Annotated in this window: 13 protein-coding genes; 7 read left to right on the top strand and 6 right to left on the bottom strand. The window is 44.6% G+C overall.

The genetic code is table 11. The annotated features are described in order from the left end of the window. Window positions 1–139 precede the first annotated feature (139 nt). Entirely contained in the window at window positions 140–1,033 is an 894-nt protein-coding gene (locus tag PPA03S_RS19405; RefSeq protein ID WP_062325326.1) for an aldo/keto reductase, read from the top strand. Window positions 1,034–1,533: 500 nt separating this feature from the next. Here PPA03S_RS19405 and PPA03S_RS19400 read toward each other — a convergent pair whose 3' ends face one another. Next, entirely contained in the window at window positions 1,534–2,169 is a 636-nt protein-coding gene (locus PPA03S_RS19400; protein WP_062325493.1) for a LysE family translocator, read from the bottom strand. Window positions 2,170–2,321: 152 nt separating this feature from the next. After that, window positions 2,322–3,071, bottom strand: a complete 750-nt coding sequence (locus PPA03S_RS19395) for a YqcI/YcgG family protein (RefSeq protein WP_062325324.1) — start codon at window positions 3,069–3,071, stop codon at window positions 2,322–2,324. A gap of 197 nt (window positions 3,072–3,268) precedes the next feature. On the opposite strand from PPA03S_RS19395, the gene PPA03S_RS19390 reads away from it, so the two are divergent. Continuing rightward, complete coding sequence (locus PPA03S_RS19390; RefSeq protein WP_062325322.1) at window positions 3,269–4,123, top strand: manganese catalase family protein; 855 nt, start codon at window positions 3,269–3,271, stop codon at window positions 4,121–4,123. 64 nt (window positions 4,124–4,187) lie between these two features. Here PPA03S_RS19390 and PPA03S_RS32975 read toward each other — a convergent pair whose 3' ends face one another. Then, a complete protein-coding gene (locus tag PPA03S_RS32975; protein ID WP_157284266.1) occupies window positions 4,188–4,361 on the bottom strand; it encodes a hypothetical protein in 174 nt (57 codons plus the stop codon). A gap of 162 nt (window positions 4,362–4,523) precedes the next feature. Here PPA03S_RS32975 and PPA03S_RS19385 point away from each other — a divergent pair, with 162 nt between their 5' ends. Further along, the gene (locus PPA03S_RS19385; RefSeq protein WP_062325320.1) at window positions 4,524–5,969 is read left to right on the top strand and encodes an amino acid permease; all 1,446 of its coding nucleotides are present in this window, start codon (window positions 4,524–4,526) and stop codon (window positions 5,967–5,969) included. On the opposite strand, the gene PPA03S_RS19380 is transcribed toward PPA03S_RS19385, so the two are convergent. The 3 genes from PPA03S_RS19380 to PPA03S_RS19370 form a co-directional block, all read right to left on the bottom strand. Beyond that, window positions 5,962–6,594: a LysE family transporter gene (locus tag PPA03S_RS19380; protein WP_062325491.1), complete on the bottom strand. Its 633-nt coding sequence runs from the start codon at window positions 6,592–6,594 to the stop codon at window positions 5,962–5,964. The two genes, PPA03S_RS19385 and PPA03S_RS19380, sit on opposite strands and share 8 nt — an antisense overlap. 293 nt (window positions 6,595–6,887) lie before the next feature. Then, window positions 6,888–8,018 carry an alpha/beta hydrolase gene (locus PPA03S_RS19375; protein ID WP_062325318.1) on the bottom strand — a complete coding sequence of 377 codons (1,131 nt, stop codon included), beginning with the start codon at window positions 8,016–8,018 and terminating at the stop codon, window positions 6,888–6,890. Window positions 8,019–8,053: 35 nt separating this feature from the next. Continuing rightward, entirely contained in the window at window positions 8,054–8,713 is a 660-nt protein-coding gene (locus PPA03S_RS19370; protein ID WP_062325316.1) for a TetR/AcrR family transcriptional regulator, read from the bottom strand. A gap of 335 nt (window positions 8,714–9,048) precedes the next feature. On the opposite strand from PPA03S_RS19370, the gene PPA03S_RS19365 reads away from it, so the two are divergent. From PPA03S_RS19365 to PPA03S_RS19350, 4 genes are read left to right on the top strand one after another with little or no spacing between them, the layout of a single operon-like run. Then, the gene (locus tag PPA03S_RS19365; RefSeq protein ID WP_062325314.1) at window positions 9,049–10,038 is read left to right on the top strand and encodes a LacI family DNA-binding transcriptional regulator; all 990 of its coding nucleotides are present in this window, start codon (window positions 9,049–9,051) and stop codon (window positions 10,036–10,038) included. Further along, the gene (gene rbsK, locus PPA03S_RS19360; RefSeq protein ID WP_062325312.1) at window positions 10,031–10,912 is read left to right on the top strand and encodes a ribokinase; all 882 of its coding nucleotides are present in this window, start codon (window positions 10,031–10,033) and stop codon (window positions 10,910–10,912) included. The genes PPA03S_RS19365 and rbsK overlap by 8 nt, the downstream gene beginning before the upstream one ends. Beyond that, the gene (gene rbsD / locus PPA03S_RS19355) at window positions 10,909–11,310 is read left to right on the top strand and encodes a D-ribose pyranase (RefSeq protein ID WP_062325310.1); all 402 of its coding nucleotides are present in this window, start codon (window positions 10,909–10,911) and stop codon (window positions 11,308–11,310) included. The genes rbsK and rbsD overlap by 4 nt, the downstream gene beginning before the upstream one ends. 15 nt (window positions 11,311–11,325) lie before the next feature. Further along, window positions 11,326–12,807: a sugar ABC transporter ATP-binding protein gene (locus PPA03S_RS19350; RefSeq protein WP_062325308.1), complete on the top strand. Its 1,482-nt coding sequence runs from the start codon at window positions 11,326–11,328 to the stop codon at window positions 12,805–12,807. Window position 12,808: the final 1 nt, after the last annotated feature.

Below are 12,808 nucleotides of genomic sequence, written 5' to 3'. Positions count from 1 at the left end.
CCCAAATCAAGATAGGAAAAATGGGTGTAATGTCCAAGTACAGGGTAATAACATACGGAAGACGAAACAGTACTTTTATACATCCTTTCATTAATCACCATTCTGCACCTAAATTTACGAAGCTCGGAGGAATGAATCCATGGAACTGCGTAATTACGGAAACACGGACATGAAAGTAAGTACACTTGGGTTTGGCGGGGCAGAAATTGGCAGAGATGTATCCAAAACGGAAGTGGAGACACTGCTGAATAGTGCACTGGATGCAGGATTAAATGTGATTGATACCGCGGAGTGCTACGGCGACAGCGAAGAATTGATCGGTGAGGTGTTGTCACACCGTCGAGATGATTATTATTTGTTTACCAAATGTGGACACGCCGCTGGGATAGAGGGCCCCGACTGGGATGCCAAAGTTCTGGAGCGGACCATTGATCGAAGTCTTAAACGGTTGAAAGCAGACTATGTCGATGTCATTCACTTGCACAGCTGCTCGGAAGAAGTACTTCGACAAGGCGCTGTGATTGACGTGCTCCAGCGTGCTAAGCAAGCCGGTAAAACAAGATTTATTGGATACAGCGGAGATTCAACAGATGCGCTATATGCGATTCAGACCGGGCTCTTCGACAGTCTGGAGACTTCATTAAACATCGCGGATCAGGAGGCCATCGAACTTACGCTGCCCGAGGCGAGAAAGAGAAACATGGGTGTAATCGCCAAGAGACCGATTGCCAATGCTGCGTGGACATATGATACGCTTCCGGAGGAAGCATATCCTTATGTCTATTGGAAGCGCTTAATTGAATTGAATTACGGTTTTCTGAGTGATGATGCTCAGGAAGCGGTGGAAACAGCACTGCGTTTTACTCTAAGTACTGAAGGCGTGGACACCGCAATTGTAGGTACGGCGAAGCCGAACCGCTGGCAGCAGAATGCTGATCTCGTAGCTCGCGGACCACTTCCTCAGCATGTATATGATGAGATAAGAACACGCTGGAAAGAAATTGCCGGAGCCGATTGGACGGGCAGAACCTGAGCCCATGAGATTGGAAAAATAGAGACCATTTGCCGAAGCCGCCATATGGCGGCTTTTATATTGCCAACAACCTTATATTTTCAACATATGAAAATTTCATAATAGTTAATACGATTTATATTTCACTGAAATCCTTCCTACATAAATCAGGAAAATGGATTATTTAATATAAATTTTTGTAAAACCAATGTTAGTCAGTATTTCAGCGAATTTGGAAGAAAAATCCTTCAACCTACCTTATTATATTATTTCAACATATGAAAAATTCACAACAGAAAACCAATTCTTCTCCTTAGATACTCCCTGCTGATATCAACGTTCCTTCACCCACCATGTTAAAACGAACTATCTCTTATACGGTTAAAAGTCAACCTATTTTTTTCAAAAAGGCGAAACAGCTGCTCCATATATGAAAGGAACAGCCGTGGTGGAGTATCTATTGTGGAGTATATTTTGGAGTGGATATAACGGGGGAGGTACCTTTGATGTAGATCTTCTACCTACTGAAAGTATTGCCATATCGCCAGAACGAATTTATACAAAAAGTAAAAGGAAAAGCCGATTAAAAGCACACCTGCCAAGGCGGAAACAATCTGGATCATTCTCTGACTCATCATTTTTCGGGTAACAGAAACGATAGTGAGCAGGCCCAGATCATGTAGGAGAATGCCGCACAATACGCCCAATGCAGCAATGACAAAACTTAATTTACCTGCTGAATGATATGAATCAGACAACACGACTCCGAATACGGATATCCAGAAGATTAGATTCCCCGGGGAGATGGCAACCAGTAACCCGTTGCGGTATGTTCTCCAAAATGATTTTTTGATCTTATCATCTGCTGCCGTTATATTCAGGTCTGCATTTCGAATCGAATCATAACCCAGATAAGCCAAAAAAGCAGCACCTGCCAGCCATAATGGAATTTGAATGTAAGGAAGCGATAACAAGGAGGCAAACCCGAAATACATGGCCAGAATCAAACTTGCATCCACGGTCATTCCACCCAGACCAACAGCCCAACCATGAGTGAATCCGTTTCTCAATCCCTGTTTGGTCATTTCAACTGTGATCGCTCCTACAGGCATAGCGATGGCGAGACCGATTAGTATGAATTTAATATAGATTTCCATAGTCATTTCCCTTTCATATATGGGATGAAATTGTGCATTCATTTGGGCTTGTCCAATATGTATTTCTCCGAAAATCAAATGGATTGCGCTCCTCCTATAAACTGGTGATATACAGCTTATTCGGAGGAGAGTTTATTTAGAATCCCGCCGTACTAATCCTTTATTTTATCCTGCTGAAGTGAACGCAGAAACGGACAGGCAGAAAGAGAGGTATCATCATCTCGTAAAAAATACTGTTTATATTCCAGATTTCCCTGAGCCCCGTATTGTTTAAGTTCAGGATGGGCAGGGACGGTATCGTACGCGGCTAATCGTTCACGAATTTTTGGTGCGATGGCTGCTGCTTTTTGAGGTTGTGCATTCCATATGTCGAGTACCCAACGTGGTGTCATCGCCAACATGAAGTAAGGGAAATATCGACTCTGACGTGAAGTATGGGCAGGCGTACCACAATAGACGAAATAACGTTCGTCACTGAAACAGAATTCCCACATGGGTTGCTCCGGATCTTCAGGAATATCTTCAGGCCAAGATTTGTCATCCAAACTTCTTATCTGACTTAATAAACTCCAGAAAAGTTCTTCATAGCGTAGGACATCGAGTGTCTCCTGCTCTTTTTCGAAAAAGACAACCAACGATGAATATTGACCATTGGAACGCGAAGATTGGCCATATTCCGTGATGATATTCGATAATGTACGGCCAGCGGATTCGCTCCCAGGGGAAGCAACAAAACCATATCGGAGGTGACCCAGAGCAAAGGCTTGTGTAGCCGGTATGCAGGGGAACCGGGCTTCTCGATTACTCATTTTGGCAGAAAATAAACGATAGGCATCTCTCTTCCAAATCTCAAGATGAACTTCTTCATTCTCCAGATCAGAAGATGAAAACAACAACGACATGAACAGTCCTCCTTTACCTATAGGATATAACCCAAGGGCAAAATGGTGACAGTCCATATGAGTTCCTTCAAAAAATGAATGGACATCAGCGCAATAAGGAATTTGTGAGCTAACCAAAGATTGTTAGGCAAGCAATTACATAAAATCAGGATGATCGTAGAAACTAGATTATAATATTACTTGAATGGAGGACAACCATGTTTTTTTATCGTGAAGATCTGATTAATATGATCGTTCCGGACAAGCCGGATCCAGCAGCAGCCAAAGTGCTGCAAGAGACCCTTGGAGGTCAATTCGGTGAAATGCGAACCATGATGCAGTTTTTTTTTCAAAGCAGTAATTTTCGAGGTAATGCTACGCAATATAAAGATCTGATCCGTGGGGTATTTCTTGAGGAATTAAGCCATATTGAGCTGGTTCAGCAAACGATTAATCAATTGTTGACGGGGGCCGGGGCAGAAGGTGCAGGTAACGCAGGTGTGGACGGTGCACCACTGGATGAAGCAATTAAACATGCTAATCCGCACCATTACATTATGGGGGCTCAAAGTTCATTGCCTGTAGATGCTGCGGGCAATCCGTGGCTTGGAAACTATGTGTATGATCACGGGAATTTGATAAGCAATCTGCTTGATAATATTGTGTTGGAATCTACAGGTGTCTTACAAAAGTCGCGGATATATGAGATGAGTACCAACAAAGCGTTCCGTGAAACATTGGGTTTCCTCATTGTTCGTGATAATGCCCATCAAAATGCATTCGCTAAAGCGTTAGAGACGCTTGGCGTGAATTGGGGGAAAATATTCCCTATACCGAATTATGATATTCATAAGTATCCGGAGTGCAGAAAATACGTGGATATGGGCTTCCATAATGCACAGTTCAACTTCCGACTGGATAACACACGAATTGCTGAAATATTCAGTGGGCAAACCCCTAGTCGTAATGGAGGCGAGCTGCAAGTAATTGATCCACCACAGGGGTACCCGGTTCCTTATATGCCTGAACTCCCGAATGAACATAGTCCAGGTATGCATGATCTCAATGCTTAGCCAGTAGAGGTAAAAGGAATAAAGGTGTCTGTTAAGGCCTTAATCTATTCCTATAACTACTAATTTAAAAACTAAAAAAGGAACCCTTTTTAACGGGTTCCTTTTTGGTGCTTATCATGCAGTTATTGCGGGCGATGCTGATTCGAATAAGTTCCGAACGATTGGCCCGTAGAAATATTTGCTGCGTGAGCTGCTGAGCAAGTTGAGTGATTTGTTGAGTCTGAGAGAATTGATTCATGTGTAATGAACCTCCTGTATGTGTTGGATTTACCTGTTGTAGTATGCAATGAGCTCAAAACAAATATACAAACATCCAATTTCTATGAAATCAACATGTTTAACACTGAATTGGGAAGGCTACCATAAGTAACTTAAAATGATACAGAAAAGGAATGACAACATGAGTAAAGCATCAACAACTTCAACCGAAGAAAAGAAACTGAAATGGTGGCAATTAAGTCTGCTGGGTGTAGCCGGCACGATTGGCACCGGATACTTCCTGGGTTCCAGCCTGGCAATCTCCATTGGAGGCCCGGCGGTATTATTAGTCTATGTCTTTGCTGCTTTGGGTACATATGTAGTTTTTGATGCTTTGGCGAGAATGACTTCCGATCATCCGGAACAGGGGTCCTTTCGTTCCTATGCGAAGAAGGCGTTTGGAAGTTGGGCGGGGTTTGCCAGCGGTTGGATGTACTGGTTCTCCGAGCTACTAATAATGGGAAGTCAGTTAACAGCGTTGTCCATCTTTTCTCGCTTTTGGTTTCCATCGGTCCCATTATGGATCTTTGCTGCGGGATTCGGTATTGTAGGACTTTGCATCGTGTTCTTTGGTAACAAAGGGTTTGACCGGGTGGAAAATGTGCTGGCGATCATTAAAATTGCAGCAATCATCATGTTTTTGGTTATTGCTATTGCACTTCTGGCAGGGTGGATCGGGGGAACGAAGTACGAACATAAAGTACCAATGGACACTGCGACTATTTTTCCAAAGGGCGGGATCGGCCTATGGTCGGCTTTTCTTTTTGCGTTCTATGCCTATGGAGGGATTGAAGTGCTTGGAATCATGTCCTATCGGCTTCAAAAACCGGAGGATGCCCCGAAGGCTGGAAAAGTTATGCTCATTGCACTGTCAACCGTATATGTGGTTTCCATTGGGCTGGCACTGATCATGGTCCCTTTGAAGGCATTCAATCCCAAAGAGAGTCCATTTGTACTGGCCCTAAGTAGTGATCATTTGGCGTTTGTACCCCATTTGTTCAATGGTGTACTGATTGTGGCTGGATTTTCGACGATGACGGCTTCTCTATATGCTGTAACTTCAATGATCATTACACTCGCTCAGGAGGGAGACGCTCCGAAGTTATTTTCTCGAAAATGGAAGAAAAAGTTCCCATTATTTGCCCTTTCCCTCATCGGTTGTGGGTTAATTGGTACCATTATTATGTCATTATTACTTCCAGGAAAAGTATATGAATATATTACGACTGCAGCTGGGTTGATGCTGTTGTATAACTGGTCGTTTATTTTGCTATCCTCCGGCAGACTGCTGAAACCAGGAAAGTTCGATAACGTAAAGCGATGGACCGGATTATTGCTAATTGTTGCTGCGGTAACAGGGACGCTCTTTCACACACTCAGCAGACCAGGATTCTATATAAGCTTACTGCTTGTCTCTCTGATTGCTATTAGTGATGTCATTCTACAGCGGATTCGCAAGAAAAAGTCCACGACAAAAACATCCAACAGCCTGACGGAAGAAGAGGATGAGGATGAACACGTCGCACAGGATCTGTCGGGTTATCACATCACAGGTATTCGACTGCGCAAAAAAAGTAAACTTAAATAAAGAAAAGAAATTGGACGGCTTTGACTCCAAAATAACATCCGAAACCCACTAAAGAGAGTCCCGAAACTAAAGCGATTCCTTTGAGTACGAAGCGAGTGAGATATTTGCGAAAAAAACTCACTGCAGTCGCCATGAATAGATCCCATAAGACTACGCCAAAAATGATTGCACCGCTATAGATCAACAATTGGTTCATAGGAGAATCATTCACAGCTTTAGCCAGAACAGAGCCGTAAATTCCAAGCCAGAACATGATGGAAAGGGGGTTAAATAGAGACATTAGGAATCCTTGAAGGAATGACTTGGATAGTTGAGAATCATCTCCTCTCATCTGAGAAGGAGCCAGGTTTCCTGCATTTTTAATACTATCCACACCCGTATAGATCAGTACAAAACAACCAAACATCCACAGGAATACCTTGACAAAAGGAAGTTCAAGCAGGTGAACAATGCCAAAATAAACAAGCAGCATGTAGATGATATCGGCTGCAATCGCTCCCAGTCCGACAAACCAGGCAGGCATAAATCCACCTCGAACACCCTTGTCCAATTGTGCGGCATTGATGGGTCCAATAGGAGCAGAGAGTGATAGACCCAGAATAACGTATCCTAACAGTATATAAATAAGGTTGTCCTCCTTTCCATACTGTAATAGCATATTCTTCAAAGTGCTTTTATAGGACACATAATTAACGTTGTACGTTAGTCTGCGGTACAGTCGGATACTCGTTCGTGCTCTGTTAGTGAACAACAAATGACTCAGTTAAGTATGATATGGAGTCATCTTGTCAATTTATCTCAATTAGAAAACAATGCCTGAAATATGAGAGAGCCGATAACCGCGTAATAGGGTTATCGGCTCTGTGTCTGTAGGGCTAGCTCTTTGACATGCGTTTATCAGCAATCTCTGAGGTTATGTCACTTGTTGCGGGTCTTCTTGATCAAGTCCACGCCATCGTATGCCAGACTTTCCACACTTGCAGCCTTCTGCCGTATGTAATGATCAAAAAAGTTCCTCGTATAGTCTGTAACAAGATTTCGCATCTCCATAGCATCCCGTTCGCCTCTGAGTTTCTCATTAACACTGGTAAACACGATGTCGCAGTAATCTAAATGCGCAACACGATCAACAGAGAAATAATAGGTTTCCATGCTATTGTTAGCGCCAATTATCGCATTCATATTATAGTTAGGTTCATTAAACAGCAGCAAGAAGGGTTTCTTAAGGTCGCTGTCCTGAAGGCCAAACGCACCGCTATCCAGTCCAACCCCGCAGGCGAACCGCTCGTCGTCCCGGCAAACCATCGCCGTCGTAAGCCCTCCATAAGAATGTCCGACTATGCCCATGCCGCTGTCAAGCAGCAATCGGTCCTTAAAGATGGAATTCAGTTCTCCAGAGTCCAGCTGGTAAAGATAATCGGCTACATACCTCACATCTTCTGCCTGTAATTCACTATACTCTGTTAACTTGGCAAGTACCGGCAGTGCAAGCACGTTACGGCACATTGCAATAGCAGTTTCATCGTCAGGACGCATCTCCATCTTACCAACCAGCGCCAGCATCTCCGGATCTTCAGAGAACGCTATAAGGACATCCGAAAAATCCTTGGATACATTAAACAGCCGCCCATCTTTACGCTTATACATCGTGCTATTCGGATGGCCAATGCTTACCACAACATATCCCATGCTTGCCAAATCTGTACAGATCACTGTGCCCCATTCCGGAGAACCGCCCCCGCCGCAAACATAGAATAACACCGGATAGCGCTTTTCCTTCCCGGAGAGAGCAAGATCATCGTAACACCGGGTCTTGATATCTATTGAGAAAATATCCTCAGTGACAAGCGGCTGCTCATTAAGCATCTCGTAGACTTCAGGAAACATGTACGTTGATGTAGTCTTACCTTCGCTACTGTCGGACGGATAATACACAAACGCTGTCAGTTCTCTTTTTGAGTGATCGGATGCCGTGTACTCCAAATCCATCTGGGTTCGACCGACAGTATAGCCGCCAATTGGTTCTGGAAATGCGTCATAAGTTTTCATTTTCTTGTTCCCCCTTAATTAATTGAATCATATATCTACTCCTTGGCTTTCTTGACATCGCTAACCATTTCAGAATATTTATGATCTTCAAGCAGCCCATGACTCATAAAGTCAGCAAAGTACTTGCTAAGCTTATGTTGCAGCGTAGAGTCCTTAATATCGAATTCCCTAAAAAACATGACTAAATTAAACTGCATTGACTCAAACATAAAAGAAATCAGGTCGTCGTCAAGATCAGGTCGGAGAAATCCATCAACCCTCATTCGGCGTAAAATGTCCTTGATTAAGGGGAATGACTCGCCCTTTAGCACATTCAGATATACTTTAAGCAAAGTGTTCTCAGGAATGTTTAAAAATGTTTTAGTGAGTTTGATTTCCAACTCATTCAGCGGCTCGGTCTCAGTGCCATTAACGTTACCAAATAAGGTAGTAAGGAAAAACCGGTAAAGGGAATCTTCATTACTGTTATTAAAATACTTAGCTCTTTTCTGTGTGACATTACGTACTAAGAGACAATAAAGGTCATCTTTGTCTTCAAAATACCGATAAAATGTTCCAGGGTGCATGGACAAACTGTCCAAAACCATCTTCATAGTTATATCCTCGTAAAGATGATCAACAAAAAGTTGCATAGCGCTATTAGATATTTCCTCGCGCCTTGCTTCATCTAAACGAAAGAACGAATTTTTTGGCATAGATTACTCCTTAATATGAAGTGTGAATTGATTCATACTATATCGATAATCTATTCACATGTCAAGAAGTCGCTAGATAGTTTAGTTATAGGAATTAAATAAGGAAAATGTATTGGCCTGTGGTTTAAACGGTCATAGACTTTAGATAGTGCAAAATAAAATTAAAATCTACCGCCATATAAATCTCGAACGGTCAGTCATTTGTTGACCAGCAAGTACTTTAGGCCTTTTTCTGACCGACTTGGATATTTTACCAGCAATAAAATGATTGCCAAACAGAAATAAATATGATATTTTCATATCTGTAACCGGTTACACATTAGGGGTGAACGTTCATGACAACAATAAAAGATGTAGCTAATCTGGCTGGCGTTTCAGTAGCCACCGTATCACGGGTCATAAATGAACGAGGTTATGTTCATGCAGACACTCGAAAGAAAGTGGAAGAAGCGGTCAAGCAGCTTAACTTCTCACCGAATGAAGTGGCCCGCTCTTTATACAAGCGCAAGTCCAAACTGATCGGCCTGCTGCTGCCCGATATTGCAAACCCTTACTTTCCGCAGCTTGCACGTGGGGTAGAGGACCGGATGCAGGAGCAGGATTTCAGACTGATTTTCGGAAATAGTGATGAGGATGAACAGAAGGAACGGGATTACATCCAGACTTTTATCCAGAATAATGTAGTGGGCGTAATCTCTTCAACGAACTACCCTCATTCTTCAATATATGAAAGCCTGAAGATCCCAGTGGTGTTTCTTGACAGGACGCCGCTGGACAGTCCCTCCGTATATGCGGACGGCAGAGAGGGCGGCCGCCTGGCTGCAAGGGAGATCATCAAACGCGGAAGTCGCCGAATTACGGTCATGAAGGGACCTGCACATATCAAACCGGCGCAGGACCGTTTTGAAGGCGCGATCGAGAGCATACGTCAGGCTGGTCTTGATTACCGCGTAATTCAAACGACATCCTTTTCCTTTAACGATGTTGGGTTATGGGCGGAAGAGCTATTCAGCAAGTACGGCGATACCGACGGGGTCATTGCCAGTAATGACATTGCGGCCATGGCAGTACTGCACGAAGCATTGCGAATCGGAATAAAAGTTCCGGAGGATATGCAAATTATCGGCTTCGACGATATTCCAATGTGCAGCTTGCTGTCGCCTGCCTTGTCGACCATTCACCAACCCGCATATGAGATGGGAAGAGAAGCCGCCGGATTGCTTATTAAACTTGTAGAACAAGCTCCAATCGAAAATAAACACATACAATTGCCTGTCAGTTTCATTGAACGGGGCACAACAAGAAAGGTGATTTCGAATGGCTAAAATTTGTGTTATTGGCAGCAGCTCCATGGATCTGGTTGTCACTTCCTCAAGACGGCCAGGGGCGGGTGAAACCGTCCTTGGTGATAGCTTCAAAACAGTTCCGGGCGGCAAAGGAGCTAACCAGGCCGTTGCTGCTGCAAGGCTGGGTGCCGAAGTTGCGATGATTGGCCGGGTAGGCGATGATGCTTTCGGTACGGCCATTTTGAATAATTTCAAAGCAAATGGTGTAAATACGCAGAATGTGAAACCGGTTACACATATGGAAAGCGGCACGGCTCATATCGTGCTGGCAGAAGGTGATAATAGCATTGTAGTCGTTGAGGCGGCCAATCGCGAACTAACACCTGACTATATCAATGGATTGGTAGAAGTAATCCAAAGTGCCGATATCGTGCTCATTCAACAGGAAACTCCAGAGGAAACCGTTGTTCGTGTCAGCGAGATTTGTGACCAAAGTGGAACTCCTCTGTTGTTGAATCCAGCCCCGGCAAGAAAAGTGCCGGATACAGTCATCGAAAAAGCCGCTTATATTACACCGAACGAGCATGAAGCCGAGATATTGTTTCAGGGCATAACTCCAGCAGAAGCGCTGCGGAAATATCCAAACAAGTTGTTTATTACAGAGGGCAGCAACGGAGTTCGATACTTTGACGGGGAGCAGGAAATCGTTGTCCCTGCTTACAAGGTTGAACCAGTGGATACAACCGGAGCGGGTGATACGTTTAATGCCGCATTTGCGGTCGCTTTGGCGGAAGGTAAGCCGCTGCAGGACAGCATTAGATTTGCCAACCGGGCTGCATCGCTATCCGTGACCAAATTCGGAGCGCAAGGTGGCATGCCGATGCGGAATGAAGTGGAGGAAAGTCTGAAATGAAGAAACAGGGAATGCTGAACAGTCATATTTCCAAGGTGCTGTCCGATCTGGGCCATACGGACACGATTGTCATCGCAGATGCCGGTCTTCCGATTCCGGAAGGCGTACCCAAAATTGATGTGGCCCTGAAGTTGGGAACACCGAGTTTTCAAGAAATCGTGGAACTGATTGCGGAAGATATGGTGGTGGAAAGAGTGATTCTGGCGGCCGAAATCAAGGCAGGAAATCCTGCAGCTTTGCAATTCGTTACCGAGAAATTCGGGGATGACGCTACCGACGTATCTCTCAGTCATGAGCAATTCAAGGCGTTGACCCGACAGGCCAAAGTGGTTATTCGCACGGGCGAAGCCACACCGTATGCCAATTGCATATTACAATCAGGCGTCATTTTCGGTTAAAAGGAGGACGACATTATGCATATTCAGATGCAAGGCATATACAAAGCGTTTGGCACCAACCAAGTGCTGAGCGGAGTGGATTTCGATTTGAAAGAAGGCGAGGTTCACGCCTTGATGGGGGAGAACGGGGCAGGAAAATCCACGTTAATGAACATTTTGATCGGTCTTCATGCGCGGGATCAGGGAACCATCTCCATTGACGGCACAGAAACCTATTTTTCCAGTCCAAAGGAAGCCGAGAAGATGGGTATTGCGTTTATCCATCAGGAGTTGAACATTTGGCCGGAAATGACGGTGCTTGACAATCTCTTTATAGGTAAGGAATTAACTTCGTCTTTGGGATTACTGAACACACGACAAATGAAAGCGCTTGCCACTGAGCAGTTAGCCAAACTTTCGGTGAACATCCCGCTGGACCGTCCTGCCGGGGAATGCTCTGTCGGTCAACAGCAAATGATTGAGATTGCCAAAGCACTAATGACCAATGCGAAAGTCATCATTATGGATGAACCAACGGCGGCTCTTACAGAGCGTGAGATCCAGAAGCTGTTTGGTGTGATCGCTTCACTCCAGAAAAACGGGGTGTCCATCGTGTACATTTCGCATCGGATGGAGGAGATTTTTACAATCTGCGACCGGATTACGGTGATGCGTGACGGAAAAACGGTGGATACCAAGTCGATCCCGGAGACCAGCTTTGATGAAGTGGTACGGAAGATGGTCGGTCGGGAGCTTACGGAGCGGTATCCTGCACGGAATCCTTCATACGGTGAAGTGGTTCTAGAAGTGCGTGACGCAAGCAGCACCGGATTGTTCGAGAATGTCAGCTTCACCGTGAGAGCAGGCGAAATTCTCGGCTTCTCAGGGCTAATGGGCTCGGGACGTACAGAAATCATGCGGGCGCTCTTCGGTTTGGACACACTGGATAGTGGAGACATTATGATTCGAGGCAAAAATGTTCACATTCGGAAGCCGGCAGACGCAGTTAGACATGGAATTGGATTTATTACCGAAGACCGGAAGGATGAAGGTTTGGTATTAGATTTCTCCATACGTGAGAACATGGCTTTACCGAATCTGTTCAGCTTCTCAAACAAAGGTTTCATTTCAACTCAGAAAGAACAGGAATTCGTCGATACACTCATCAAACGTTTGCAAATCAAGACACAATCCTCCGAGACGGCGGTACGAAACTTGTCAGGAGGCAATCAGCAGAAGGTCGTGATCGCCAAATGGGTCGGTATCGGACCAAGCGTGCTCATTCTGGATGAGCCAACTCGTGGCGTGGATGTTGGAGCTAAACGAGAGATTTACCAGTTGATGAACGAGCTGACGGACCGCGGAGTCGCAATCATTATGGTATCTTCCGAGCTGCCTGAAGTGCTCGGCATGAGCGATCGAATCGCAGTTGTGCATGAGGGACGCATTAGTGGTGAACTGGCAAGGGAAGAGGCAACACAGGAAAACATTATGACATTGGCTACAGGGGGACAGTAAT

The sequence above is a fragment of the Paenibacillus pabuli NBRC 13638 genome (genome assembly GCF_001514495.1).
Classification (GTDB): Bacteria; Bacillota; Bacilli; order Paenibacillales; family Paenibacillaceae; genus Paenibacillus; species Paenibacillus pabuli.
Note: the sequence above shows the minus strand (reverse complement) of the source record. Positions and strands in the feature narration are given on the sequence as shown.